Annotated in this window: 25 protein-coding genes; 7 read left to right on the top strand and 18 right to left on the bottom strand. The window is 51.4% G+C overall.

Annotation, left to right across the window (positions count from 1 at the left end):
- Nucleotide 1: 1 nt before the first annotated feature.
- Nucleotides 2-247, bottom strand: coding sequence for a ferredoxin family protein (locus KKD83_05290; GenBank protein ID MBU2535564.1), 246 nt, complete (start codon nucleotides 245-247; stop codon nucleotides 2-4).
- 264 nt (nucleotides 248-511) lie between these two features.
- On the opposite strand from KKD83_05290, the gene KKD83_05285 reads away from it, so the two are divergent.
- Both KKD83_05285 and KKD83_05280 read left to right on the top strand, forming a co-directional pair.
- The gene (locus KKD83_05285; GenBank protein MBU2535563.1) at nucleotides 512-1,018 is read left to right on the top strand and encodes an Lrp/AsnC family transcriptional regulator; all 507 of its coding nucleotides are present in this window, start codon (nucleotides 512-514) and stop codon (nucleotides 1,016-1,018) included.
- A 31-nt stretch (nucleotides 1,019-1,049) separates the two neighbouring features.
- Nucleotides 1,050-1,460 carry a hypothetical protein gene (locus KKD83_05280; GenBank protein ID MBU2535562.1) on the top strand — a complete coding sequence of 137 codons (411 nt, stop codon included), beginning with the start codon at nucleotides 1,050-1,052 and terminating at the stop codon, nucleotides 1,458-1,460.
- Nucleotides 1,461-1,489: 29 nt separating this feature from the next.
- Here KKD83_05280 and KKD83_05275 read toward each other — a convergent pair whose 3' ends face one another.
- From KKD83_05275 to KKD83_05255, 5 genes are read right to left on the bottom strand one after another with little or no spacing between them, the layout of a single operon-like run.
- Complete coding sequence (locus tag KKD83_05275; GenBank protein ID MBU2535561.1) at nucleotides 1,490-2,641, bottom strand: mandelate racemase/muconate lactonizing enzyme family protein; 1,152 nt, start codon at nucleotides 2,639-2,641, stop codon at nucleotides 1,490-1,492.
- 38 nt (nucleotides 2,642-2,679) lie between these two features.
- Nucleotides 2,680-3,933 (bottom strand): glycosyltransferase, encoded by a 1,254-nt coding sequence (locus KKD83_05270; GenBank protein MBU2535560.1) that lies wholly within the window; start codon nucleotides 3,931-3,933, stop codon nucleotides 2,680-2,682.
- 41 nt (nucleotides 3,934-3,974) lie between these two features.
- The gene (gene tal / locus KKD83_05265; protein MBU2535559.1) at nucleotides 3,975-5,066 is read right to left on the bottom strand and encodes a transaldolase; all 1,092 of its coding nucleotides are present in this window, start codon (nucleotides 5,064-5,066) and stop codon (nucleotides 3,975-3,977) included.
- Nucleotides 5,067-5,096: 30 nt separating this feature from the next.
- Entirely contained in the window at nucleotides 5,097-5,795 is a 699-nt protein-coding gene (locus tag KKD83_05260; GenBank protein ID MBU2535558.1) for an MBL fold metallo-hydrolase, read from the bottom strand.
- Between the two features lie 9 nt (nucleotides 5,796-5,804).
- A complete protein-coding gene (locus tag KKD83_05255; protein MBU2535557.1) occupies nucleotides 5,805-8,273 on the bottom strand; it encodes a hypothetical protein in 2,469 nt (822 codons plus the stop codon).
- Nucleotides 8,274-8,436: 163 nt separating this feature from the next.
- Here KKD83_05255 and KKD83_05250 point away from each other — a divergent pair, with 163 nt between their 5' ends.
- Nucleotides 8,437-9,462, top strand: coding sequence for a C-terminal binding protein (locus KKD83_05250; protein MBU2535556.1), 1,026 nt, complete (start codon nucleotides 8,437-8,439; stop codon nucleotides 9,460-9,462).
- A 45-nt stretch (nucleotides 9,463-9,507) separates the two neighbouring features.
- On the opposite strand, the gene KKD83_05245 is transcribed toward KKD83_05250, so the two are convergent.
- A complete protein-coding gene (locus tag KKD83_05245) occupies nucleotides 9,508-10,863 on the bottom strand; it encodes an amidase (protein ID MBU2535555.1) in 1,356 nt (451 codons plus the stop codon).
- A gap of 65 nt (nucleotides 10,864-10,928) precedes the next feature.
- Complete coding sequence (locus tag KKD83_05240; GenBank protein MBU2535554.1) at nucleotides 10,929-12,749, bottom strand: HAMP domain-containing protein; 1,821 nt, start codon at nucleotides 12,747-12,749, stop codon at nucleotides 10,929-10,931.
- A 236-nt stretch (nucleotides 12,750-12,985) separates the two neighbouring features.
- Here KKD83_05240 and KKD83_05235 point away from each other — a divergent pair, with 236 nt between their 5' ends.
- Entirely contained in the window at nucleotides 12,986-14,854 is a 1,869-nt protein-coding gene (locus KKD83_05235; protein MBU2535553.1) for a hypothetical protein, read from the top strand.
- Between the two features lie 279 nt (nucleotides 14,855-15,133).
- On the opposite strand, the gene KKD83_05230 is transcribed toward KKD83_05235, so the two are convergent.
- The 10 genes from KKD83_05230 to KKD83_05185 all read right to left on the bottom strand — a co-directional run bounded on the left by KKD83_05230 (nucleotide 15,134) and on the right by KKD83_05185 (nucleotide 23,035).
- Complete coding sequence (locus tag KKD83_05230) at nucleotides 15,134-15,508, bottom strand: hypothetical protein (GenBank protein ID MBU2535552.1); 375 nt, start codon at nucleotides 15,506-15,508, stop codon at nucleotides 15,134-15,136.
- Nucleotides 15,509-15,510: 2 nt separating this feature from the next.
- The gene (locus KKD83_05225; GenBank protein ID MBU2535551.1) at nucleotides 15,511-15,939 is read right to left on the bottom strand and encodes a response regulator; all 429 of its coding nucleotides are present in this window, start codon (nucleotides 15,937-15,939) and stop codon (nucleotides 15,511-15,513) included.
- Nucleotides 15,940-15,969: 30 nt separating this feature from the next.
- Nucleotides 15,970-16,233, bottom strand: a complete 264-nt coding sequence (locus tag KKD83_05220; GenBank protein ID MBU2535550.1) for a hypothetical protein — start codon at nucleotides 16,231-16,233, stop codon at nucleotides 15,970-15,972.
- Nucleotides 16,234-16,271: 38 nt separating this feature from the next.
- Nucleotides 16,272-16,805: a hypothetical protein gene (locus KKD83_05215; GenBank protein MBU2535549.1), complete on the bottom strand. Its 534-nt coding sequence runs from the start codon at nucleotides 16,803-16,805 to the stop codon at nucleotides 16,272-16,274.
- A 174-nt stretch (nucleotides 16,806-16,979) separates the two neighbouring features.
- Nucleotides 16,980-17,672 carry a response regulator transcription factor gene (locus KKD83_05210; GenBank protein MBU2535548.1) on the bottom strand — a complete coding sequence of 231 codons (693 nt, stop codon included), beginning with the start codon at nucleotides 17,670-17,672 and terminating at the stop codon, nucleotides 16,980-16,982.
- 42 nt (nucleotides 17,673-17,714) lie between these two features.
- Nucleotides 17,715-18,344, bottom strand: coding sequence for a response regulator (locus KKD83_05205; GenBank protein ID MBU2535547.1), 630 nt, complete (start codon nucleotides 18,342-18,344; stop codon nucleotides 17,715-17,717).
- 140 nt (nucleotides 18,345-18,484) lie between these two features.
- Nucleotides 18,485-19,678: an aminotransferase class I/II-fold pyridoxal phosphate-dependent enzyme gene (locus KKD83_05200; GenBank protein MBU2535546.1), complete on the bottom strand. Its 1,194-nt coding sequence runs from the start codon at nucleotides 19,676-19,678 to the stop codon at nucleotides 18,485-18,487.
- 213 nt (nucleotides 19,679-19,891) lie between these two features.
- The gene (locus KKD83_05195) at nucleotides 19,892-21,238 is read right to left on the bottom strand and encodes a TRAP transporter large permease subunit (GenBank protein MBU2535545.1); all 1,347 of its coding nucleotides are present in this window, start codon (nucleotides 21,236-21,238) and stop codon (nucleotides 19,892-19,894) included.
- Entirely contained in the window at nucleotides 21,235-21,741 is a 507-nt protein-coding gene (locus KKD83_05190) for a TRAP transporter small permease subunit (protein MBU2535544.1), read from the bottom strand. Before KKD83_05190 ends, KKD83_05195 begins: the two co-directional genes overlap by 4 nt.
- Before the next feature lie 103 nt (nucleotides 21,742-21,844).
- On the bottom strand, nucleotides 21,845-23,035 hold the full coding sequence (locus KKD83_05185) for a hypothetical protein (GenBank protein MBU2535543.1): 1,191 nt from the start codon (nucleotides 23,033-23,035) through the stop codon (nucleotides 21,845-21,847).
- A gap of 533 nt (nucleotides 23,036-23,568) precedes the next feature.
- Here KKD83_05185 and KKD83_05180 point away from each other — a divergent pair.
- The 3 genes from KKD83_05180 to KKD83_05170 are packed head-to-tail and all read left to right on the top strand — an operon-like array spanning nucleotide 23,569 to nucleotide 25,035.
- Nucleotides 23,569-24,111 (top strand): TdeIII family type II restriction endonuclease, encoded by a 543-nt coding sequence (locus tag KKD83_05180; GenBank protein ID MBU2535542.1) that lies wholly within the window; start codon nucleotides 23,569-23,571, stop codon nucleotides 24,109-24,111.
- 22 nt (nucleotides 24,112-24,133) lie between these two features.
- On the top strand, nucleotides 24,134-24,307 hold the full coding sequence (locus KKD83_05175; protein MBU2535541.1) for a hypothetical protein: 174 nt from the start codon (nucleotides 24,134-24,136) through the stop codon (nucleotides 24,305-24,307).
- A 2-nt stretch (nucleotides 24,308-24,309) separates the two neighbouring features.
- Complete coding sequence (locus KKD83_05170; GenBank protein ID MBU2535540.1) at nucleotides 24,310-25,035, top strand: hypothetical protein; 726 nt, start codon at nucleotides 24,310-24,312, stop codon at nucleotides 25,033-25,035.
- Nucleotides 25,036-25,093 lie beyond the last annotated feature (58 nt).

Below are 25,093 nucleotides of genomic sequence, written 5' to 3'. Positions count from 1 at the left end.
CTCACACCTTATTGAGGCGATGTACGGTAATGGCGACGTCCGGGCACATCAGGGCGCAGATGCCGCAGCCGGTGCATTCGTGAGCGGTCTCTTCGTTGACCTCGGCCGGCGTATAACCCATGCGGTTGATGCGGGATGCGGGCTTTAAAACTCCCTTGGGGCAGAAGGCAATGCAGAGTTGGCAGCCTTTACACCTTTCCGTATCAATGACGACATAGCTTGACTTGAGTTGAGTAGAGGTGACCATATTTTCACCCCCCTTTCACCGGCCATTCTGAAAAGGAATAGGCTATCTGCCTATAATTATCAACCCTGTGATTTCTATGGTCAAGGGCTAAGATGTGGCGGAAAAGGGCATATGCCGCGTAATATATGACCAATATTAGCATAATTGAATATATAAATATATAAATTCGGCAAAACGGGAAACAAAGTCGTTTAAAAGCAGCGAACCATCAATTTCATATCTTTTTCCAAGCTCAAAAGTAGAAAATATTATTGATTTTATGAATTGACAGCGGGGATATCTCGTGCCATACTATTTTCTGCCATGGATGACCTGGACCTTCGTTTGATTGCGGAACTGACCAAGGATGCCCGGCAGAGCAGCGCGGAGCTATCCCGCAAACTGAACGTAAGCGAAACGACGATCCGGCGGCGGATTCAGCACCTCGAGGAACAGGGCATCATCACCTTCACCGCAATCGTGAATCCGTCAAAACTGGGCTACAATATCATCGCCATCATTGCCCTTGAGGTGGAACTGGGTCAAATCGATAAGATTTCCGAGTCACTGGCCAATTGCCCGAATGTTCGCTACGTATCTCTCTGCACCGGCAACCACGATCTGTTTATCGGTGCGTGGTTTCACTCCTCCAGCGAGCTGACCCAATTCGTCAAGGACTACCTGGCCGGCGTGCCGGGAATCAGGAAAAGCGAGACCTTCCTAATTCTGGACGTAAAAAAGGACGAGGTGGGCTGGCTGAGGAGCCTGGAGCAGTCAGGCAGCTCTAAGTAAGCGATTCTAGCCAAAAACCTGGGAGCGTATCATGAGCAGGAAGTGGATGCCAATAGTAGCGGGGGTATTTGAAATACTGGCTGGGTTTGGGGGGGTTACCTCTGCCTTTTACATCTTCACGTTGTTATATCTAGAGGCACCACGGCAATTGGAAACGTGGGAGCTAATTGCGTTCGGATGGCAGTGGCTGATACCCTTCATCGCTGGTTTTTCCGGTATAGTGTCTATGGTTGGAGGTATCTGTGCCTTACTCTGCAGAAGATGGGGATTAGCATTTGCGGGCGCAGCCGCCACAATTCCAATTATTTGGTTAGCACCAATAGCATTTGGCGGCTTCGATGTGGGCAACTCAGGTATTATTGCAGCCTACTATGCATTGTCTCTATTATTTCCAATAACACTTATCGTCCTAATCGTTCTCTCAAAGGGGGAATTTAAGTAACAACCTGAACAAGACATGGTTCGTGGTACTTACTTAGGCCACGGGTGCCTGGCGATTTCCTTCTCGTTGAGTTCCACCCCAATCCCCGGCTTTTTGGGCAGGTAGATGTAACCCTCTCTTATATCCGGCAGCTCGGTGGTGATGTCATCACGCCAGGGCACGCTGTCGACATCCGTCTCCATAATCTTGAAGTTGGGTATGGAGGCACAGAAATGAGCGTTCATGAAGGTTGAAAGGTGGCTGTAGTAGTTGTGGGGCGCCGTCACCATCTCATACATGTCGGCCAGGGCAGCCACGCGGCGCGATTCTATGTATCCGTTCCAGGGCAGGTCTATCATGCAGACGTCCATGGCGTGCTTTTCCAGATAGGGGAGGTAGCCTTTCATGTTGTATATACTTTCCCCGGAGCAGATGGGCACTCTGGTTGATTCCTTGACCTGGAGGAGCGCCTCCGGGTCGTAGATATCCATTTCCAGCCACATCAGGTTATACGGCTCAACAACCCTGGCGACCTGAATGAAGCCCTCCGTCTTGAAATTGAAATTCAGGTCGAGGCAGAGGTCAATATCATCGCCCACCGCCTTGCGGAAGGTGCTCATCAGTCGGTCAATGGTTTTCAGTATGCCAGTATCTATATTCTGCTCCAAAGACCAAAGCATACGGGGTGGCTCCCCGGGCGTGAGAATATTGGTTTTAAGCGCCGTATAACCATTGGCTGCTACCTCTTCACCCAGAGCGGCGATATCGTCATACGTTTTCAGGGCTGGCTTGTCCGGGTACAGTTCGGGGTTGCGGACACGGTAGGTGCCGCAATGAGACCAGTATATACGTATCTTATCGTTAACAGGCCCGCCAAACAGTTCATAGAGCGGAACGTTGAGTGCCTTGGCCTTTATGTCCCAGAGGGCGATTTCTATGCCGGCGATGGCTTTCTGGGCGATGCCCCCGGGGTTATGCTGGAAGCGATGGCTCATCTCGCGGTAGAGCCTCTCCACGGCTCGTGGGTCTTTGCCGATAAGGCGCGGTTCCAGGTCCCTGACACAGCCAGCGACGCCAAACGCGCTGCTGTTGTCGGTGCATTCACCATAGCCAACCAGACCCTCGTCAGTTTCCACCTTGACGAAGGTAAAAGCCCGCCACGCCGCGTCGCAGAAAATGGGTGTTACCTTGGTGATCTTCATGCTTCAATCCTCCAGAACAGCAAAATTATGCGCTTTAACTACCTGTTTTTCAATTTACCGACCAGCCGAAACGACGGCTCAAAGGAATTGAACAGGTCAATGTATTGCTCGAGGTAGCGGGTGAGGAGAAATTGCTCTCTCACCGTTTCTCTGGCCTGTTTTCCCATATGGTCGCGCAGACTCCTGTCTTTCAACAGCCGGACGATTCTGTCGGCGGCTTCCTCGATGGTATCGACCAGGAAGCCGCTCACGCCGTCCTCAATCTGGTAGCGAATGCCGCCCACGTTCCCGCCAATCACCGGCGTCCCTTTCCACATCGCCTCGGAAACGGTGAGACCGAACCCCTCGCGAATTGATTTCTGCAGAACCACCGCTGCCCGGCGTTGCAGGGCATTGACCAGCGCACCGTCCTGTCGGCTGAGAATAATAATGCGTTCCTCGCGCTGGTCAAGCAATGAATTGTATACCGTTTCACCTTCGGGGTCGTCGGTGGCCACATTGCCCAGCAATACCAGGGTACAGGGCACTTCCTTTCGGGCCAGACGAAAAGCCTTGATGACGCCTTCCGGGTCTTTCCAGCGGTCGAAACGTGATATCTGGACTATAAGAGGCAGGTCGGTGGGAATACCGTAGTGGCGCAGTCGCTCTTCGGTATCTTCTGGATTCATTTCACGATTGGTAATGGAAAAGGGGTCGATGGCCGGCATGAAGAAAAGCTGCGGTGTCGACAGTTTCTGAGCGTAATCTTCGGAGCTGAGAATGACGGCGTCATATTTTTCCACGAACGGTGACAGGTAATCCCATAGCTCTTGGTTGGGGTGGGAGAGGTCGATATGGCAGCGCCATATCCAGGGTCCTCTACGCCGGTAGTAGTTGATAATGGGGAGGGGTTGGGGGTCGTGGACAATGACTATGTCGTGATACAGGTGGTTGCGAATTGAGTTCTCGTAGATAGTGGCTTCATACAACTCCATTTTACGGTCGGTGAGATTTATGGACCCACCCTGCAGGGCGTTGTGCATCTTTTTGGTGATGCTGAAGAAGTCCGGTGAGCCTACGATAACCCGCCAGCCCGTCTCGATGCCGACGCTGTCCATCAGAAGCGTCAGTGATGAGAGCAGCTGGGATACGCCGCCACCGTAGTAGGTTGAATTAACATTGGCGATATGCAGCCCGTGGAGAGGCCTGGCTTTTTCCCGAATGCGTTCGACTGTCTCCTTTCCCACAAGCGGTTCATAGTCGTCAAGACTGGTAATATGAAATTTTGGCCTGGCAATGTGAAATTCGGTCATATCCGCATATTCTCCTATATTATTTTATCTAGCGCTACCGTCTACCCGAATTGACGGCATTTCTCTTCCAGGGCACGAAGCAACTGGTCAAAAGAGTCGCTGAATGCCTTCACGCCATCCACCTGCAGTTGCTCGGTAATCGCATCCAGGTCAATGCCGACCTTCTTCAGGTCATTTAAAACCTGCTCCGCGTCGGCTACACCTTCATTCAATGTGTCTCTGACTTCGCCGTGGTCAAGGAACAAATCAATGGTTTCCATCGGCAGAGTGTTAATCGTGTCCGGTCCCATCAGTTCATCGACGTATTTCACATCGGAGTAGTCGGGGTTTTTGGCGCTGGTGCTTCCCCAGAGCACCCTCTGAACGCGGGCACCACGTTGCTTCTGCCTGGCAAATTCCTTTCCTGAGAAGAGTTCCTTGAAGCGATGGTAGACCAGTTTGGAGTTGGCCACCGCGGCTTTGCCACGCAGTGATAGCGCCTCTCCGGTGCCTATCTTTTCCAGTTCACGGTCAACGTATGTGTCCACGCGGCTGACGAAGAAAGAGGCCACCGAAGTTATCTGCCCCGGGTTGGAACAGCGGGCGATTCCCTGAAGGTACGCCCGGGAGACCGCTTCATAGTGCGCCATGGAGAACATAAGGGTGATATTGATATTGATGCCTTCGGCAATGAGCTGTTCAATGGCCGGGATAGCGGGTGGGGTGGAAGGCACTTTTATCATCAGGTTGGGCCGGTCGACCAGCTGCCACAGACGACGTACTTCAGCAAGTGTCCCCTCCGTGTCATAGGCCAGTTTGGGTGCTGGCTCAAGGCTGACCAGCCCGTTAACGCCGTCGCTGGCATCATAAACAGGGCGAAACACATCGGTCGCCATCTGGATATCCTCTACCGTAAGGCGGTCATAGATATCCATAATGCCGGCGTCAGGGGTGGACTTCAGGATGGACTTTATCGCTTCATCGTAGTCCTGCCCCTGGGTAACCGCCTTGTGGAAAATGGTAGGATTGCTGGTCATACCGCTTATGCCGTCATCCACCAGTTGCTTCAGCTGACCGCTGGTAATCAGCCCCCGCTGAATGAAATCGAGCCATATGGACTGGCCCAGTCTCTGGACTTCTTTCAGCTTTTCCATTGGCCTCCTCCTTGCTCAGGATGCTATCCCCTAAATTATAACCTCCATGCCGTCATAAGCAAAAATCGCTTCCGGATGGTCGCGACCGAATTCATCTTCAGCGGCGGTGGTCTCCCTGCCGAGGTGGGTGAAGAGGATATGGTCGATGCCATACTTCTTGCACCAGTTTATCTGCGTTGTCATCTGGGTGTGTCCGAAAAGGATATCGCCTCTCCTTCTCACCAGATTGGACTTTATCGAGGAACCATCTCCAATATAGTAATCAACATCAGCCAGCACCTCTGCCTTGTTTACGATATCCACCAGGTCAGGATTATAGACCAGCGTCTTATTCTGCGTTTTCACCTTGTATCCGACTGCCGGGCATCTTATGGAATGAAGCACGCGGTAGGCAAGAAATTGAAAACTCCCCTCCGTTATATATTCCCCCGGTTCAATAACATTGATGTTTGACGGCTTGAATTTGCCATAGGCGAGCGTCTCTTCCGTCAGATAAACAGGGATATCGGCCTGTATATCCTGTTCCAGCCATACATAGTGGTCCGGGTGAGCGTGCGTAATGAGCAGGGCACCCGGCGCAAGCTCTTCCAGATTATACTGGTGAAGCATTCCGTAATCAACAAGCAATCTATCGCCTTCCGAAACGAGCAACAATGAGGAGTTATACCGGTGTTTCTCATTCGATTCCTCAATTTCGCCCTTGGTACCGAGAAAAATCAGCTTAAGCACTGTATCTCTTTAATGCCGACTCATTATATTTACTATCCCATATCTGGCAAAAACAAGGAAAACGAGCAGATAGCAGATGGCGCCGACCAGCAATGCCTGGGCGAAACCGAGGCTGATAGCAAGGACAATGGTAAATGTCGAACCCAATACTGACCCCACGCCGTTTATGCCCCACATCCAGGGAATATATCTGTCCAATTCAACTTCTTTCAGCGCCCTGATGCCAAGTGGAAACGGGAAGCCCATTAAGAACCCCAGGGGCACCAGCATGACCACCATGACCAGCAAACGCAGCGCCAGAGCCAGCCCCAGCAGCTGGTTGAAAACAAGGGGGATGAGGAAGATGTAAACGACTGACAGTAAAGCAACGGAGATGGCAGCCGTCGTAATACCCTTGAGTATATTTTCGCGGGGCAGGCGGCCGCTGTACAGGCTGCCCAGGCCGGCACCAACCAGCAGCGAAAACAGAAGGACGGCCATTGACAGCACCGGCTGGCCGAGGTAGAGGATGAATCTCTGGATTAATGAAATTTCAATGAGCATAAAGCCGATGCCGATCAGTGCAAACAGGAACACGGAGCGGGTTAGCCCCTTCTTCTTGCTCTGGCGACCCCTGGCCTGGCCGCGGCTGCGGGAAGAACGAAGATACCAGTACGTCTGCGGCCCCACAAGCACGAGTATCATCAGAACAAAGGAAAACCAGAAAACCAGCGACACCGGTTGCGGCAGCCCCACGTCAATCTTGTAGAAGAACGGGCTGTTATCGGTAACCGTACTGAAGTCCATGCCCATCCCTCTGGCGACTTCGGCAATCTGACGGAAACTCAGCTTTCCACTGGCGAGGTCCCGAAGTGTCGGATTAACGGTTCCCTCATCCTCAACGAACGGGAAATAAGACAGCATCGGCTCATAGCCCAATTCGACCATTTTCTCATGTCTGACGAGCGCCTCTTCGGGTGCAAACGGCGTCTTTTTCAGGACAAAGCACGGATATACGGTTTCACCCGAGCTAAGGCCAAACATGTAAATCTGCTGAAGTGCGTCAGCGTTCTGGATACCTCTCTGCTCAAGTGATACCAGCGAGATGGACAGCAGCCGCCAGGCAGTGAAATCGTCGTGGGTCACCACCATAAGTCGGCCTTCCTCGGTCAGGTGGTCCAGGTAATCATGGATGGACTCCGTGGTGAACAGGAAATTTTCCGTCAGGGAATAGCCTTCAAGGCTGCGGCTGGTCTGGGTAACCGGAAGGCTGAGCATTATAATGTCGTACTTATCCTTCTGGCGTTTGAGGAAATTTCGGCCTTCATCAACGACGACCTTTACATTGGGAAAATCGGTGAAAATGCCGCCATTGTACCGAGCGTATTCCTGCACCATATCCACGAGGTCGGGATTCACCTCAACCGCGATAATCTCGCCAACGTCGCCCATCAGAGCCAGCAGCACGTCCCTGCCGCCGCCGGGCCCGATGATAAGCGCGTTGTCTTTTTCATCTTCGGAGAGAAAATAAAAAGGGAAGTAGCCGGAAAATGTGGCCTTGAGGTCCTGCACGGTCTGGTCCGGATTTTCCAGGTCGCCATTGAACTGGTACATCGGTGCCGTAGCGGTGCCGTCCAGATAAATCTCCATCTGTGCTGGATACCGGGTATACTCAACCAGGTCCGTCCGGCCGAAGGCGCTCCACCGTGTTTCGATTATCTGCGCCGGAGAAGATTTCTCATATAGTGCGCGGTGAATATCCTTGTTGGGGTTCTTGCCGATAATCGGTATATCGCTCAGATAGGCGCCAGGCAAATTGGTGATTAAAAGGATGGCCGCGATGACAAAGCTGGCTATCGGCAGTGCCGCCCGCCGGATGCTGCTTTTAAATATCCTGCTGGCGAACAGGAGTGCGGCAACGGCAGCCGTAATACCCAGGAAAAAGCTGGTATTAATGGCACCGAAGACATCGAGGAAGAAAATGATGCCCAGCGAGCCGAGGGCTGCACCAACCAAGTCAGCACCATAGACCCGGGCGCTGATTTCCGGGAATGTACGGAATACCTCGGCCAGCAAAATGCCGGTGAAGAAGAACGGGAAGAACAGCAGGACACAGTAAAACAGGATACTACTCGTCGCGCTATCCAGATAGCCAATCCGAATCATCAGTATGGCGGAAATCGGAATTGCCAGCGAGATCAAGCTGGCAAATAGTGCCAGTGCGCCGAATCTTTTATCGGAACTGAGCGTCTGCCGCCTGAATAGATAGACAAATATACCGCCAAGCCCGAGTCCCAGCAGGGCCAGAGAAACGATGGCGAAGACGTAATGGTAGAGGATAAGTACGGAGAGCAGTCTGGCGAGGGTGATTTCATAAGCCAGCATGCTGAATGAGGTGAGGAAAACCCCGATTAATAAAATCCACAGTGTACCCCGGGTCAGGCCCTTGTCTTCAGAGGTGGTGATGGTGGCTGGTGCCATATCATTACTTCGCTTCATTTTTCCTGGCTTGAAACGATTATAGCATACTGCTCATTGAATAGGCGTGGTTTCGGCCATCCCGTTAGAAGTGAAACAGGGCAAATAGCTGACATGACGGTGGCCATGCTTTATAATAGGCAATAGCCTGTAACTTTTACTATAGAGTCTGAAGGAGGAAATGATGCCGGAAACGCGATTCAAAGTGATACGAGTGGAGGATAAGCTCCATCTCCCACCGGTAGTGGCAACTATTGAAGTGGAAACCGAGGAGCTCGCCAGGGTCAACGCCGACCTGGTGGAAGCGGACTGCAAGACGGAAGACGAAATAATTGAAGCGGCCAAAGACGCGGATGCGCTGCTGATAGTCTTTGCCCGGATAACGCGCCGGGTTCTGTCATCACTGCCCAAATTGAAAGTGGCAGTGCGCTATGGCATTGGCTACGACACGATTGACGTAGACGCTGCCACCGATAATAACGTAATTGTGGTCAACATCCCTGATTTCTGCATTAAAGAAGTCTCCGACCATGCCATGGCCTTGCTGCTTGCCTGTGCCCGACTTTTGGTATCTTCGACGGAAGGGTTGAAGCAGGGACGCTGGGGTGAGTTCCAGACAGAGACAACCGAAACACCAGGTCTATATCAACAAACGCTGGGGCTGGTTGGCTGCGGGAATATCGGACGCCTGACGGCTCAGAAAGCACAGTGCTTCGGTTTGAAAACAATCGGGTACGACCCCTATCTGGATAAATCGGTCGCAGAGAAGCACGGGATAACTCTGGTCGGTCTTCCCGAACTGTTGAAAGAATCGGATTACGTCTCCCTTCACACACCTCTGTACCAGGAGACCCGTAAGCTGATTGGTGAGAAGGAATTAAAGCAGATGAAGCCAACCGCCTACCTCATCAATACCTCGCGAGGAGGAGTGGTTGATGAGGCGGCGTTGATTAAAGCCCTGCGGGAGAAGTGGATAGCCGGTGCCGGCCTGGATGTCTTTGAGGTGGAACCGATTGAGCCGGACAACCCGCTGCTCAAGATGGACGACGTAGTGCTTACTCCTCACTGCGCGGCGAACTCCAGCACCTCGCTGAAGCGGCTCAAATTAAGCGTGGCGCAGGAAGCAGCCAGAGTACTTACCGGGAAATGGCCGCGCCACTGGGTGAACAAGGACGTCAAGCCCAAGGTCGACCTGGTGAAAGAAGACTAAGCTGATTACGTCCTTATTCCGATTTTACATCTGAAGAGTGGTGCCTTAATCCAACGGTGGACGGAGGTCTACCTTCAGGACGGACTCGCACCACCTCGCTATCGCCAGGAGACGGGCTTCGGCTTTGGGAGGCCCGGCCAGCTGAACGGCAAGCGGGAGACCGCCCTGGCTCAGTCCGGAAGGCAGGCTTATGGATGGTACCCCCATTATGGTCCAGGGGCCCTGCATCACCGGATTTCCCGTTGAGGAAAGACCGTGGGGCGCCGGACCAGTTATAGTCGGCGTAAGCATGGCATCTACCCGGTGTAGCAGCGGCTCCATATCGGAACACTGCTGAAGGCGTACCTTAAGCGCTCTTTCATACTCCGCAGCATCTGTGGCTAGGCCATTCTCAATCATTTGCCGTATGCCGGCACGGTATTTGTCCTTGTGTTTGGCAAAGTGGTCCCGATGGTAGGCGGCCGCCTCTACCGCCATGATAATACGGGCATTGTCAACGATGGTGGTAAAGCTGGGGGGTGGAATCACTTCCTCAATGGTAGCACCGGCCTGCCTCAGGCGGGCAGCGATTTCGTCAGTATGCTGGCGCATTTCTTCGTCGGCGTGGTCATAGAAAAAGGGACGCACCAGTCCCAGCCGGGGCGGTGACTGCTCTTCCAGAGATGACAGGCAGTCGGGGACAGGCTCATCAAGTGAAAGCGCGTCTTTGGGGTCGTGGCCGGCAATGGCCTGAAAAACGAGGGCCGCGTCTTTCACCGTGCGTGCCAGTACGCCCACGTGGTCAAGGGTCGGACTCACCGGCACTACGCCGTAGATGCTTATCCGGCCATGCTGGGGCTTGAAGCCAACGATACCGTTATAGGCGGCGGGTCGCAGTACTGAGCCGAGTGTCTGGCTGCCCAGAGCCGCTGAACACATTCCGGTGGCAACGCCGGCACCTGACCCGCTGCTTGAACCACCGGGCGTGTGCTCGATGTTCCAGGGGTTGTGGGTGGGGGCGGGGTCCATGACAGCGAACTCCGTGGTATGCGTCTTGCCCAGTACAATTGCCCCTGCTGTTTTGAGGCGGGCGACCGTGGTGGCGTCGTATTCGGGAATAAAACCAGCCCAGGACCTGGAACCGGCTTCAGTTGGCAGACCAGCGGTGTAGAAGATGTCCTTGATGCCTATCGGAATGCCATGAAGCGCACCGCGGCTTTGGCCTCGTGCCAGCTCATTGTCCAGCTGCCGTGCCGTGGCAAGGGCACCCTCCCGGTCAACCAGCACCCACGCTTTTATCTTATCCTCGATGGCGTCAATTCTTTCCAGGCAGGAGTTAACCAGTTGCGATGGTGTCAGCTTGCCGGAAGATATAGCAGAAGCTGCCTCGGTAACGGTCAGTGAATACGGTTGCTTTGTCATGTCAGGCCCCTTTCATCGGGATAATTGAATTAATATTACCACAGGCTTGTATGGGAAAAAAACCTTCATCTTTTTGCCGAGCTTTCCGGCTGTTCACTAATTTCCAGTGGCAGGGAAAAGCCAAAAATACTCCCCTTGCCCTTCTCACTCTGCACCCATATCTGGCCTCCGTGCAGCTCGACCAGTTTCTTGGACAGGCTTAATCCCAGCCCCAGTCCGCTGAGGCGGGCCCTTTCTCTTTCCAGCTGCTGATAGGGCTCGAAGAGCCTCTTCTGCTCTTCCTCACTAATGCCGCTGCCGGTATCCTGCACTTCCACAACGAGGTAAGCTTTATCTTCTCTGGCCTTCACCGTGATACTGCCTCCAGCAGGCGTAAATTTAAAGGCGTTATTGAGCAAGTTGAGCACCACCTGCCGCAGGCGGTCTTTATCGGCCTGAATGACCGGCAGTGAAGAGGGCAGCTCGGCATTCAATATATGCCTGTTTTTCCGGGCCAGTGGTTTCACGCTGTCCACAATGCTGCGGAGCAATCGACCGGAATCAACCGATTCAGGATTGAGGTGGAGCATCCCCACTTCACCGCGAGCCAGGTCAAGCAGTTCATCGATACGCTGGTTCAAATTGTAAGCACCCTGGCTGATATTCTGCGCCAGCTCCCATATAGGTCCGCCCCTCTCGACTTCTTCAAGCAACAGCTCGCTGGAGGCCAGCACCGGGGTAATCGGTGTTTTGAGCTCGTGTACGAGGGTATGGGTGAACTCCACTCTTTTATTGATTTCCGCCTCCAAATCCTGCCTAAGTTGCTTCTCTTCTTCAAATAATTCCCGCAGCTCCGTTTCCGATTGTTCCAGGGCGGCCAGCATGCCGTTAATGGTGGCGCCGAGCCTGGACAATTCATCAGAGCCGGGCACTGACACCCGCGCGGTAAGTTTACCGCCCATGCCGATGTCACTAACGCTCCTGCTCAGGTAAGACAGTCGGGAAAGAACCTGTTTTTCCAGGAGCAGGAGGGTCACCAGGCCAAATGCCAGACTGACACCGACAATGGTCAGAATAAGATATGAGATAGCGGACTGGCCCTGCTGATAGATATCTCTGGGCGCATCTACCCTGAGCATCAAAGCAGGGCGCCCACTGATGTCTCCGATAAGTGTGTAGCCAGCGATAGATTGTTCACTGAGAGGCTGTACGAAAACGGGAGACGCGGCTGAGATAGAGGTCCGGGCGGCTGAGAAGTCGGGGGGAGCCTGAGGGTCGTTGAATTTGTGAATGGTTATGGAGAGGAGCGTGATTTCAGCCAGTTCGTTAATCCTGGCCGCATCGAGGTATCGCCCCATTATCAGTGTCCCTCGAATGGGTCCTTCATCTTCACTGGTGAGGATGGGGTGGGAGCTAATCATCATGGGGCCTTCGGGAAGGACAATGGTGCCGGTATAACTGCTTTCCGTATCCTGATGGGTAACCAAGAAATCATTTTCAGCCAAATACGCTGAAACGCTGGGCGGGAGAGGTATTTCCTCTTCATCTTCAAGGTCAAATGCTTTGCCGAAAACGGTTTGCCCTGAGGGGTCTTTATACAGCATCAGGTTCAGCCCAAGTTCAGCAAACGTGCTATCGGTGAGGTTCGACCTGATGTACCCTTCGCCGGGGCCAGCGATGAAGGCATAGGTGTCATCCCAGGCAGCCCGATCCGCGGTTGTGGTATCCAGGCTGGATAGTACCTGTGAGTAAGCCGTCAGTACCCGTTCGACATCCCGATGTGTACTCTGTCTTTCCAGGTCTGAATAGCTTTCCAGCAGGATGGTGCGAGAGATAAAGAAGAGCAGTATGATGACGCCGTAGAAAGTACCGGCAATGATAAGCAGCGTTTTTTTGCGCAGTGTCATATCTTATTGCCCCTGCTAAGCATTCTATCACTGGGAACTAAGGCTATCAAGGCGGCAACTCGACTGTTAGCCAAAAGGGCGTACAGCGTATAAATATAAGCGCGGAAGTGATTTCAGTCGGTGGATACATTCTTGAAGGTTATATCGTTGTTCTCAGACAAGAATGAGTAATGGTTGACCGATGGTCTGCTCGGCAGGTAGACTATCTCATCATAATGGGGGGATTATAAAAACGTATGCTCTGGTTGCGTAGGACCATTGCCATACCTCTGGCCATTATATTTGTCATTCTGTCGCTGCTGGTGCTGGTCGCCTTCCGCGTTAACGCCACCATCGGCAATCCCGATTTCTACACGGAACAGTTACAACAGGCGGATGTGTACCATTTCATTTACGACGATGTGCTCCCGGCAGCACTGGAAGAATCCGGAATAGGTGAGGATACCGGAGGGGCCGGTGCTATCCTCTCGCCGCTCAAGACCCATCTCGTTGACGTGGTCAGGCAAACACTGCCCCCAGAATGGCTTCAGGCAAAAGTTGAGCATGGTATCAATGAGGTGGTGCCCTATGTCTGGGGTGAAACGGACACCTTCCGCATCGATATTCAGTTAAAAGACAGAGCCGAGGCTGGAGCGGAGGCGATAAAGAACCTTCTGCACCGCGAAGAGATTTTCCCGGTGCTATATGAGCAGCTCATCCAGTTAGCTACCAGTGAGGTAACATCGTCTGAAGATGGAATGCTGTCTGTGCTGGCCATATCCGAGGAGGAGATGGGGATAATGCTGCGCCAGGTATTGCCCGAGGATTGGCTGCTAGAGAAGATAGACCGCGCCGTCGATGAAGCTATGCCCTACCTCACCAAAGAGCAGGCGCATTTCACCCTTGAGATAGATATAGCCAGGCCGCTCGATGAACTGGAGGAAGTGCTGGTCGATTTCCTGTCGAGAAAGGAGACTTACGATAGCTTGTTCACGGGGATGCTGGCGCCGGCATTGCAGCAGAACCTCGGAGAGGTAACCGAGCTCCCGCTTGGCATGGAACTGACCGATGATGAAATCATTGCTACTGCCAAGGATATGTTGTCCCTGGAATGGTATCGGACGCTGGTAAACGACCTTGTTGCCCAGATATTCGCCTATCTGCGCGGCACGCAGGATGAGCTGGAGTTAACGATACCTCTGGCCGACCGCAAGTCGGAAATAGCAGACACACTCGGTCAGCTGGCCGACGAAAAAGTGGAGAGCGCTTTCGATTCCCTCCCGGTATGCACGGGGGCACATCTGCTGGAACTGCTATCGAATCCATCACTGGAAAACATCCTATGCCGGCCGGCGGATATATCATATCAGGAATTCAAGGAACTGGTGGGCATAGATGTGGGAAGCCTCGTGCAACCTCTTATTGAACTGGGACTGCCCGATGAATGGATTTTAACTGAAGCGGACATAAGCCAGTTGTTGGGCGGTGAAGAGGAAGAAAATATTTTCAGCCAGGCTCGGGAACTGATACAGGAAGGCCTCATCTTCACCGAAGAGGACCTGAAAAAGGCCATGGGCACCGATGCCGAGGCTCTGGAAGACATCCGGCAGTGGATAGGCGATGGCCTGATACTTGCCGAGCAGGACCTCAGGGGCTTGATGGGCGATAGCGCTGGCGGGCAGATGGAAACCTTTGAGGAGGTGCGTTCCGGCCTTGGAACGGCGAAGAAGTGGATTAACTTTATATGGATAGTGCCATTTTTACTGATGATAGCGATTGGTGCGCTGGGTGGCCGACAGTGGAGCAGCAAACTTATCTGGGCGGCAGCGCTGCTGGCAGTAATGTCGGTTATCGCCTTTATCAGTTTCGGTCCGGTATTTTCCGCCGCCGCACAGCCGGTTATTGACCAAACGCTGATGGAAGTAAGTCAGGTTGAAGGTATAACGCCGTCGATTGCGGAAAAGGGCGTTACTCTGGCGCAAAACGCCATTGACAGCTTTGTCAGCGGTCTCAGGAACCAGTCGCTGGGCATACTAATCGCATCGGTGCTGCTGATTGGGGCAGGGGTGGTCTGGTACAACTGGGATAAAATCCGCAGGAAAGATGCTGATTTGAGTAATCAATAGAGCAGTAGCAGGATGGAAGAAGGGATTTTACATCAACGTGGAGTACTTTTCCCCTTCTTTAGTTTCTTTATTCGTCGGCCGCGGGTGCTTCTAAAGTAACAACGATCTCCCATGCGGAAGTAGCAGGAAAGATAGCAGTACTCCTGCCCGATGGGGCACCAGGTAACGTGTATTCCTTTGCTCCTGGCCACTGTAAGCTCCTCAGACAAAAATTGACTGAGATTGAAAACCTAGAAGTCTTGACCTGGTAAAAGTATTCGATAAAGGCCTCAGTATAATTTACTGCGCTAACAGAACGTTAAATTTATGAGAAAGGCCAGGATAGGCATAGCCGCCTTTTGACTCTTCCGTTACCTCTTCAACCTCCGGCATGTTGTTCAGCGCTTCCAGGAACTCGCTATCCTTTGTAGGGACCAGCTTTACGGTAAATGTAGTTCCGCGACTGCGCGAATGTTGGACATGGCTTATGAATCCGTTGCTGCCTAGATCATTGAGCTTCTCTTCTAACCTGTGGTAAAACTTATATAGTCTTGAAGAGTGGGTAGATGGTGGTACAGCCAACTCAATAGCTTGTTCGTTAGAGCCAGCCTCAACACTCAGAAATAATTCCTCAACAGATGGTTGTCTATATGATTGATAAGCTATATTATTCATTTTTATTTACCCACTTTCTCATTAGCTGTTTCCTCGCCTCGATTGAAGGCCGGTTGGCTCTGAGCCGCCCGCCTCAGTTTTGCGCGTACACGTGCTACCAACTCCAGCCTGTAGAACGGCTTTTTGACGTAATCATCGGCGCCAATTTCCACGGAATCGCGTAAAGCGGTCACCTCACCCCTGCCCGTCAGGATAATTACGGGTACGTCGGAATTCCGGCGTATAAGTTCCAGCACCTGGAAACCATCAAGACCGGGCATCATAATATCAAGGATAATAAGGTCCGGCTGGTGATTGTGTAATAAGGAAAATGCTGCATCGCCACTGGTGGCGCCAATGAAATCATACCCCTCCTCTTCGAATATCTTCTTGAGCAGTCGAAGTACCTCCACTTCATCGTCAATGGCCATTATGCAGGCACGTTTTTTCATCGGTTCCCCTCTTTTCTTACTTTTTCGGCATTAATTTGACGATAGCTTGTAGTTCGCTACCTTGGGTAATGAAAGAGAAGCAGACCAGTTTGCGTTCTGTTCTGGTAAATTTGAACCTCCGCTATCCGCATTGACACATCTGATAGCCAGGGGGGCGGTTATGGCGATGACGTCATGTTCGGCAACTCCGGTCGGATTGACCATGGCCGCCCTGCCATGTAACCTGCGGAACTGCCTCATCATTTCATTGTGCATCGGGAACGAAGTTCTATTGTATTGCTGTACTTCCAACATCTTGACCTTTCCTCCTTTCGCCATCGGGTCCTTTCCAGTTAATTCGCTTCCAGGCAGAACTGTGGGGATAGCGAGTAGCTGTCCGCAGCCGCTCTGGTGCAGTAAAAACAGCCACCATCGATAGTAACCCTGTATCTTGAAGAACCCGGCAGCAGGAAGCTCACCTGGCCATTGCGCATTGAAATAATGGTCTTTGGCACAGGCTCGCCATTGCTTGTTACCGCCCGTTCCCACTCACCTTCACCGTTTTCAATGTAGATGCCTACGTCAAGAATCAGGTACCGGTAGTACCTGATCAGTTGTTGAGCATTGGTGAGATAAAGCGTTACCTGGATATCGGACGGACTATTGGTGGCATCAACATAAAAGAGAGCGCCCGGGTTGCTGACACCGCCGATTGCCCTGCCGAAAGCGGTATAGCTTGGCCTTGCCGAGGGTTCAGCAATTTCTATCCTGACTGCGTCCTCACCGGCAATAACATCGGTGCTGGTGGCATAAGCTACCGGCCACGGAATAAAGAGAAGAAGGGCGATATAGGGAAAGAACCGCTTAATCCACATGTTTCGCTTCACAGCTATCTCCTTCGTTGTTATTCAGTGATTTCAGGATAGAGCCGGAATGCGAAACAAAGCCTAAATATCTACCTCACAGTCCTAAAGATTTCCTTAATATTCCAAAGGCAATAAAAAAAGCACCCGAAACAGGTGCCTTTAGAGCGGTTTGTTAAGCGGTTTACGGAGTGCTTCTTACCCGGTATCTATGAACTGGTAGCCAACGCCGGAAACGGTGAGGATGTATGTGGGGTTGTCAGGGTTTGGCTCCAGTTTGGAACGCAGCCGGCGGACAAAGACATGCAGATATTCCCTTTCATCACGGTATTCAGGGCCCCAGACCTTGTTTAACAGGTGGGTATGGGTGAGTACTTTACCTGAATTCACCGCCAGTTCCTGAAGGAGGGCATATTCAGTGGGGGTCAGTTTCACTTCTGTGCCAGCGCGAGTTATCTGTCTTTTGGCAAAATTGATGGCGAGGTCCCCGCTGGCGATGGAAGACCTAACGGGAGACATGTCAGCCGTTTTGGTGCGCCGGAGGACAGCACTGACCCGTGCCATGAGTTCATTGGCCCCGAAAGGCTTGACGATATAGTCATCGGCTCCGAGGTCAAGGCACTTCACCTTATCCTTTTCATCGCCCCGGGCGCTGAGCATAATTATGGGAATCTGTGACCATTCACGCAGCCGGCGGCATACCTCAAAGCCGTCCATTTTGGGCATCATGACGTCCAGAACAATGAGGTCAGGCAGTTCCATTTCTATGGTGTTGAGTGCTTCTTCACCATTGGATGCGCTAATGACCGCGTAACCTCTATCTTCCAGATTAGAGCGGAGAAATTTCAGGATGCTCACTTCATCATCGACGATGAGAATGCGTTTCTTCATCAGCTAATAACCCTTTATCAGCAAAATCGATTAAGAGATAAACTAGGATCTGTGCAGAATCTTGAGCAGAGCATCTCTGAATTCTTTGACCGTGGAAATCGGCCCCTGCAGTTCCGGGGGAAGACCGGAGAGCGGGGACTTTTTACCGGCTTCCTGCTTTGCCGCCAGTTGCAGAAGTAGCTGGTGCTCTCTGGCCAGGCTGCTAACTAGCTCGGTGAACTGCCCCTGCAATCGTCTGGTCTGTTCGGTGATGTTTTGCTCGAGCTGGAGTAAGTGCTGCTTATCCTGAAGTCGTTCCTGCCATTTCTGAATAGCCCGACGGATTTTAAGCAGCGCTTCATCTTGGTCAAATGGCTTGGTGATATAGTCGTAGGCACCCAACTTCATAGCCTCAACTCCGGTCTCAATGTCGGCAACCGCGGTTGCCATGATGACGCAGAGATTCGGCCAATCGGTGCTTATTCTGCCCAGCACGTCGATACCAGAAAGTCCGGGCATTTTGATATCCAGCAGCACCACACCAATATCACCATTGGCAATAACCGACAGGGCTTCTTCACCGTCAGCCGCAATGACCGCATCATAACCGGCGGCCTGCAATACTCGCTGAAACAGTAACCGTACTGTTTCCTCGTCATCGACTACCAGAATCTTTATTTTCTCGTCTGCCATTTGGCACCCCGAAAACCTTTTTCATATAATAACTCCATTTTCATCAGTAGTAAAGAGTACGTCGAATTATTTTTAAGCGTTAATCTGGATAATGTGAGGGGTCAGCTTCATTTGGTGTTCAGACCGATATTTTATACTGGTCAGGGATGAGCGCGATGGCGCTCGACGAAGCGGGCCATGCGGCGCAGCGCTTCTTCAATATCGGATAGAGAGGTGGCATAGCAGCAGCGCACGTATCCCTCGCCCTGCCGGCCGAAAAGACTGCCCGGCATGACGATTACCTTTTCTTCTTTGAGGAGATTCTCGGTGAACTCATCTGACGTCATACCGGTAACCTGAACCGAAGGGAAGGCATAGAAGGCCCCTTTCGGCTCGTGGCATTTGAGCCCTATGTCATTAAGGCCGCGTACAATTACCTTGCGACGACGGCTATACTCGGCCAGCATCCGCTGGACATCTTCTTCGCCGCTTTTCAGGGCTTCCAGGGCGGCCAGCTGTGCCATGCTGGACGGGCTGAGCATGGTGTGCTGGTGCACCTTGCTGATGGCGGCCATGATTTCCGCCGGCCCGGCGGCATAGCCCAGGCGCCAGCCGGTCATGGCGTATGCTTTGGAGAAACCGTCCAGGAGAATGGTGCGCTCCTTCATTCCGGGCAGTGTGGGGAAACAGGTGTGCTCTACGTCGTAGGTCAGGCGACTGTAAATTTCATCCGAGATGACCAGCAGGTCGTGCTTTTCTGCCACTCTGGCAATCTCGGCATATTCCTCGCGGGTGAGTTCGGTACCCGTCGGGTTGGCCGGATAGCCGAAGAGGATGACCTTCGTCTTTGGCGTAATTTTAGCTTCAATCCGGTCCGCCTCCAGTTTGAAGTCATTATCCGGTCTGGTCGGTACGGTAACAGGCACACCGTGCGACAGGACGATGCAGGAAGGATAGCACACGTAGTAAGGGTCGGGCATGATAACCTCATCGCCCGGGTCCAGAATCGTTCTGAAAGCAAGGTCCATCGCCTGGCTGGCGCCAACGGTAATGACGATTTCAGTCTTCGGGTCATATTTTATGCCGTAGAGTTTTTCCAGATGCCGGGCAACGGCTTCTCGCAGTTCGGGGAACCCAGCTGTGGGGGTATAGGTGGTGATGCCCTTCTTCATGGCTTCAACGCTGGCCTCACAGATGTGCCAGGGTGTGGGGAAATCAGGCTCCCCAACGCTCAGTGAAATGCCACCTTCCAGAGAATGGAACAGGCTTAAAAATTTGGCAAAGCCGACGTCGGATACTTTAGCAACGCGCTCGGCAGTCCTTTTTTTCATCCCTGTTACCCGTTCCTCAGGCATCGTTCTATGTTCCTTCCGGCGGTAATTATCTGGCGCACTATATCGGAAACCAAGTCAGGCATATTTATGGATGTGTGAAACATACCTGTACCTTTAAGATTATAATGACAGACATGTGAAATGACAAATAATATACGATTCTAAAAAGCAACCGCCTCGATTTTGTCGAGGCGGTTGTCAGAAAAAGTTATCTGATTCAGAACAACTCTCTTACTACTTGAAGCCGGTTATCATCTGCCCTGGAAGCCAGAGGATTATCTGGGGAAAGATGATGCACAGCCCAAGCGCAATCAAGATGAGAATAATAAAAGGCCATACCCCACGGATGATGTCACCCGTGGTTACCCCCAGAGATGGGTCGGCGGCACCGCGGAGGTAGAATATGGCATAGGCGAAGGGAGGGGTCAGGAAAGACGTCTGCAGGTTAACGCAGATCATCATGGCAAACCAGAGCTTGTCGAAACCGAGCTCCGCGCCAACCGGCGTTATTATGGGAACGACAATGAACAGAATTCCCAGCCAGTCAATGAAATAGCCCAGGAGGAAAACGATGAACATGATAATGGCAAAGCAGCCCCACTTGCCACCGGGAGCGCCCAGAATCATCTCTTTCACGACATCGCCGCCGCCGCCGCGCATAAATACGCCGACGAAGGCATAAGCGGTGGCACCGACCAGGAGCACCATGCCGGTGACTTTTATCGTCTCGGTCATGGTATTTTTAAGGATATTGAAGTTAAAACGACGGTAAGCGACCGCCATAAGCGTGGCGGCAAGGGCACCGACGGAGGCAGCCTCGGTGGGGGTAGCGATACCCATGAAAATACTCCCCAGCACGGACAGAATAAGTACCAGTGGTGGCACCATGGAGGTGAGCAGGTCCCAGGTTTTCTTCCCCCAGGGGACGGCCCTCTCCTCAACCGGCACGGGGGGCGCCAGTTCTTTCTGGAAGAAACAGCGTATGGCGAGGTAGCTACAGTATAACCCGGAAAGGAGGAACCCGGGGATGAAGGCGGCAAAAAACAGCTTGCCTACCGAGATTGCCGCCATTGGCCCGTAGATTACCAGCATGATGCTGGGAGGAATCAGGATGCCCAGGGTGCCGCCGGCACATACCGCACCGCAGGCCAAGGCTTTATTGTACCCTCGATTTATCATGGCGGGCAGGGCGATAATGGTCAGCGCCGTGACCGAGGCGCCGATGATGCCGACGCAGGCGGCCAGGATGGTGCCGATTAGTACGGTGACTATGGCCAGCCCACCACGGAAACCGGCGAGCCACAGGTACATGGCGGAGAACATTTTTTCGGTTATTCCCGAGTACCCCAGCATGATGCCCATGAAGATAAAACCCGGCGCCGCCATAATGATATAGTTATTCAGCAACTCGAAAACACGGTGGTAGATGACTTCCAGTGCGATATTTGGCCCGAACATGGCGATTCCCATGACGATGCCCATACCACCGACGACAATGGCCAGGGGGTAGCCAAGCAGGACGAAAAGCAGGATGCCACCGAGCATGGCTATGGTGACTAACTCTGGGCTAATATTAATCATAGCTCTTCATTCCTCACCAGAAAATAGATGTCACGGTAGAGCGTGGCAATACCCTGGAGGGCAAACAAAACAAAACCAATAAAGACGGTGGTTCTTACCGGACCCATTATGGGATACCACCAGCTAAACAGGTTCTTCTCATTGGTTGCCCAGGCAAACCACATCCAGTTCCAGCCGGCGTAGGCAAGCAGACCGATAAGCGGCAGGAGAAAGAGCAGAGCGCAAAAAACGTCGACAACAAGCTTGGCCCACACTGGAAAGTGGGTGTAAATAACATCCACCCTGATGTGGCGGCGGTTGAGGTGGACATAGCCAAAGGAACAGGCATACATGGTGGACGCGGTCATGACGGCCGTTATCGGCAGTGTTGTCGTCGGGTGGTTAAGCACATACCGCATGAACACCTCAACGCAGATGACACCGAGACAGAGGACGGAAAGCCATCTCACCGCCATGCCCACCCTATCATTAAGACGGTCTATCGCTTTAACTATTTTTCTCATTTTCTGCTTTAATCTTTCAAATTTTATCCTTTACCATGCCCCGCTCCGGGTTATCCCCGGAGCGGGGACAAACTAGATTTGGCTGTCGTTAGCTAACCGGGCTTTACTTGAATGACCATTTGGCCCAGGAAGGAAGCCCGTACAAATCGTTCCAGTTCTTGGCAAAATCACGCTGGGACTGCGCCACCTCCATAAATCCGGCGTCCTTGGCCATCTCTTCATCGATGTATTTTATGGCCTCTTGACCGAACGCCTCCTCTATTGCCGAGGGCAGAGGCAGCACGATGTTCCCGTAGTCTCTGAAGTTCTGGAGCGCTTCGACGTCGCCGGCGATGAGCTGGTTATGGTAGTCCCATGTCTCCGCCACGCCCATGTCCTCAATGATTACCTTGAGGTCGTCGGGCAGCGCCATAAACACGCTCTTCTTCAGCAGAAACATGTAGACCTCGGTGGGCGCCCGTATCGGGGACATGTAGATGTACTTGCCCACTTCATTCAGGCCCATTTCCCAGTCAAAGCGCGGGGAACTGCATTCGTAGGCGTCAATGAGGCCGCGTTGCATGGCTTCGAAGACTTCGCCCAGGGGCATGAAGAGCGGGCCGACGCCCATGCGGCCGAGGACGGTGCCACCGTCACCGGAGCATCGCATCTTTATCCCCTTCAGGTCGGCGACGGTATTCAGCTCCTTGTCGAAGTGGCCGAATATCTCGGGTGGCCCGGCGAAACCAGTACCATTAGGAAAATATAAATCCCACCCCAGTGTCTCGAACCACCTGTTGGCTATATCACAACCCTCGTTGTCAAGCCAGATCTGGAGCGGTTCCGGAGGCATGCCGGCTACCGGTTGAATGAGATAGCCGGCCCACGGCATGTCGCCTCTCATATAGCCGCCGCCGCTGCCGGCCCAGTCAAGCACGCCGGTCTGAAGAGCCTTGTGCTCTTCAGTTGCCGGGCAGATGGCGCCGGCGGGGTAAGCTTTCATGATAAGGCGTCCCTGAGTGGCGATTTCAATTCGCTTGGCTAAATTCTCCATGCCCCAGGTTACCGGCATTCCGGCGGGCAGGGATGACTGTCCTATCAAGGTGATTACTTCCGCCGGTGCGGCTGGAGCTGGTGATGGTGCTGGAGTGGGAGCCGGAGCTGGTGCTGGAGCCGGAGCTGGTGCTGGTGCTGGAGCGGGAGCTGGTGCCGGAGCGGGAGCTGGTGTGGGAGCTGGTGCCGCACAACCGGCAGCAATAACGCTGCTGATTAGTGCCAGAACCATAACTACAGCAATTATTCTTCCTTTCTTCATTTACTCCTCCTCAGAGAATTTTAATCCAGCGATTCCTCGATTGATTGTTTGAAATTGATCACCTCCTTTTTTCTTCTGGGTATCACCCTGAATTCTGATTTTATCAAAGTAAATAGTTCATACTAGTTTATATGCACGGAATACAAAAGATAAAAAGGTTGTAATTAAACCTGCTGTTTGGGAGATACAGATTACCCGATTGCTCAGAATACTGGTTGCTGGAGGTGGACGTTTACCGTTGGCTTTGGACTCTTCACTGGCAGAAGGCCATTTTCGTTTGGCTGGCCGTTTTATGCCATCCGCCAGTTTGAGTTCTGGGGGATATCAGGCGATTATTTGGGCAATCTTTATCTTTTCCCTTACGTTTTACTCCTTTCGCTGAGTGCTTAAAATTTCCTTATAGCTATATACAGACGAAAGGTAAGTATCGCTTGATATTTAATTGTAGATTTCTGAATATATTATAACACGACGTGTCAAGGACTGTTGAAGAAATAGTAAAACTGGTTTGATGATGTGGTAAAATAGGGCAAATGGGTAAACTAGACACTATCAAAGTTATGGTAAAAGCCTCAGTGCAAGCCTTTGCGACTGGCTTCAAGGGACGACACGAGGGTGAAGTGGATAATCCCGAAGGCACGATAAACATGAAAATACACAATGTGTTTATTGAAGCTCTCGGTAAAGAAATACAATATTATTCCGCTTTAGCTCGTTCTCTTGATAGCTCTCTTGGCAATATGCTTGAAGGTTTAGCTATTAACATCGCTAGTTTAAACTATGAGGTGAAGCACAACGTTGAGGGCCCACTAAACCCAACCCAAACAAGCAAAATTGCTGAAATGCTTGAGAAATACAAGCGACATGAGAGAAGACCTAGCATTGCCGATTATCAATGCTTGCGAGATATGAATAAAGAAGGCGTATCGCCAATAACAAGGCACGATAGCGATTATTACTTGATTGATAAGGAAACCAATAACCACTATCTTATTGAGCTTAAAATTGGTGGGGATTTGGATAACAAGAAGGCTCGGTCTGAAAAAGAGGCTGTCCTAGAGCAGTTTCTGGTCTGAATTATGCAAAGGAGGGTGTTTCATGGACAGCATAATCATTGAGATTAAATGTGATCCTAAATATCGTCTTCTTAATAAGCTTAGAGAGCAGGGTTTATTATTTGATGCCATTCGTCAAGTATTGAATATAGATGATGAAGGATTACAAGAGCTTTCATATGAGAAATACGAATTGTTAGAAAGTCTGCAGAAGTAAAGATGACTAAAGTTGAAGCGATAATAAAGTTAATGGAAGATAATGGTGGTACTGCCACCTGGGATATTATATACAGCAATATCGAAAAGTATTACCCTGCCGCAAAAGAAATGAAAGAATGGCAGGCTGGAATTAGGGGAGTGCTATATCGTGAGATAAAAAATAATCGTAATTTTAAGAAAATCGGTTTTGGGATATTTGCATTAAAAGAGTATGAAGAAGAAAAGATAAAAGCGATTACCGAAAAGAGTCCTGTTAGGATGCATTCTTTTATAGAAGGTATTTGTTTAGAGCTTGGAAATTTCGAGCAATTTGATACCTATACACCTGACCCCACAGCAACCTTTAAAGACAATATCTTGTTGAGTAGTTTAAGAACAATGAATTCATTGCCACCATTTACTTATCAAGAAATTATAGAGACTGTGAAAAGAATTGATGTAATATGGTTCAACAAAAAGGGTTTTAAGTTTCCTAAAAGAGCATTTGAAATCGTTGACAGCATTGGGACACTAGGAGATGCACTAGCCAGAACCTATCAATTAGTAGAATTTAATTTGGATTTCCACATTATCGGAAGTAAAGAAAACGAGGAGAAATTCAAAGGTAGAATTACAAAGGAACCATTTATTAGAATTGACAGTCGTTACAAATATCAAAGCTACGAAGAAATCATAGATTACTACAATAAAAGGTTAGAATTGGAAAACTTGTCGCTTTTCAAATAACCTTGTAGGTAAATGTTATGTAGTCTTCAACCCGGAGTTTGACACTTTCCAATAACAT

This window comes from Chloroflexota bacterium, from assembly GCA_018829775.1.
Classification (GTDB): domain Bacteria; phylum Chloroflexota; class Dehalococcoidia; order Dehalococcoidales; family RBG-16-60-22; genus E44-bin89.
The sequence above is the reverse complement of the archived record's forward strand: the minus strand, read 5'-3'. Positions and strand labels throughout refer to the sequence as shown.

What these genes read in the sequence shown, in the direction of transcription:
- KKD83_05220 (MBU2535550.1), bottom strand. Translation starts at nt 16,233, where the DNA reads ATGTTGGAAGTACAGCAATACAATAGAACTTCGTTCCCGATGCACAAT.
- KKD83_05275 (MBU2535561.1), bottom strand. Translation starts at nt 2,641, where the DNA reads ATGAAGATCACCAAGGTAACACCCATTTTCTGCGACGCGGCGTGGCGG.
- KKD83_05190 (MBU2535544.1), bottom strand. Translation starts at nt 21,741, where the DNA reads ATGAGAAAAATAGTTAAAGCGATAGACCGTCTTAATGATAGGGTGGGC.
- KKD83_05180 (MBU2535542.1), top strand. Translation starts at nt 23,569, where the DNA reads ATGGGTAAACTAGACACTATCAAAGTTATGGTAAAAGCCTCAGTGCAA.
- KKD83_05280 (MBU2535562.1), top strand. Translation starts at nt 1,050, where the DNA reads ATGAGCAGGAAGTGGATGCCAATAGTAGCGGGGGTATTTGAAATACTG.
- KKD83_05230 (MBU2535552.1), bottom strand. Translation starts at nt 15,508, where the DNA reads ATGAATAATATAGCTTATCAATCATATAGACAACCATCTGTTGAGGAA.
- KKD83_05255 (MBU2535557.1), bottom strand. Translation starts at nt 8,273, where the DNA reads ATGAAGCGAAGTAATGATATGGCACCAGCCACCATCACCACCTCTGAA.
- KKD83_05210 (MBU2535548.1), bottom strand. Translation starts at nt 17,672, where the DNA reads ATGAAGAAACGCATTCTCATCGTCGATGATGAAGTGAGCATCCTGAAA.
- KKD83_05240 (MBU2535554.1), bottom strand. Translation starts at nt 12,749, where the DNA reads ATGACACTGCGCAAAAAAACGCTGCTTATCATTGCCGGTACTTTCTAC.
- KKD83_05185 (MBU2535543.1), bottom strand. Translation starts at nt 23,035, where the DNA reads ATGAAGAAAGGAAGAATAATTGCTGTAGTTATGGTTCTGGCACTAATC.
- KKD83_05250 (MBU2535556.1), top strand. Translation starts at nt 8,437, where the DNA reads ATGCCGGAAACGCGATTCAAAGTGATACGAGTGGAGGATAAGCTCCAT.
- KKD83_05170 (MBU2535540.1), top strand. Translation starts at nt 24,310, where the DNA reads ATGACTAAAGTTGAAGCGATAATAAAGTTAATGGAAGATAATGGTGGT.
- KKD83_05195 (MBU2535545.1), bottom strand. Translation starts at nt 21,238, where the DNA reads ATGATTAATATTAGCCCAGAGTTAGTCACCATAGCCATGCTCGGTGGC.
- tal (MBU2535559.1), bottom strand. Translation starts at nt 5,066, where the DNA reads ATGGAAAAGCTGAAAGAAGTCCAGAGACTGGGCCAGTCCATATGGCTC.
- KKD83_05205 (MBU2535547.1), bottom strand. Translation starts at nt 18,344, where the DNA reads ATGGCAGACGAGAAAATAAAGATTCTGGTAGTCGATGACGAGGAAACA.
- KKD83_05200 (MBU2535546.1), bottom strand. Translation starts at nt 19,678, where the DNA reads ATGCCTGAGGAACGGGTAACAGGGATGAAAAAAAGGACTGCCGAGCGC.
- KKD83_05225 (MBU2535551.1), bottom strand. Translation starts at nt 15,939, where the DNA reads ATGAAAAAACGTGCCTGCATAATGGCCATTGACGATGAAGTGGAGGTA.
- KKD83_05235 (MBU2535553.1), top strand. Translation starts at nt 12,986, where the DNA reads ATGCTCTGGTTGCGTAGGACCATTGCCATACCTCTGGCCATTATATTT.
- KKD83_05270 (MBU2535560.1), bottom strand. Translation starts at nt 3,933, where the DNA reads ATGACCGAATTTCACATTGCCAGGCCAAAATTTCATATTACCAGTCTT.
- KKD83_05290 (MBU2535564.1), bottom strand. Translation starts at nt 247, where the DNA reads ATGGTCACCTCTACTCAACTCAAGTCAAGCTATGTCGTCATTGATACG.
- KKD83_05245 (MBU2535555.1), bottom strand. Translation starts at nt 10,863, where the DNA reads ATGACAAAGCAACCGTATTCACTGACCGTTACCGAGGCAGCTTCTGCT.
- KKD83_05175 (MBU2535541.1), top strand. Translation starts at nt 24,134, where the DNA reads ATGGACAGCATAATCATTGAGATTAAATGTGATCCTAAATATCGTCTT.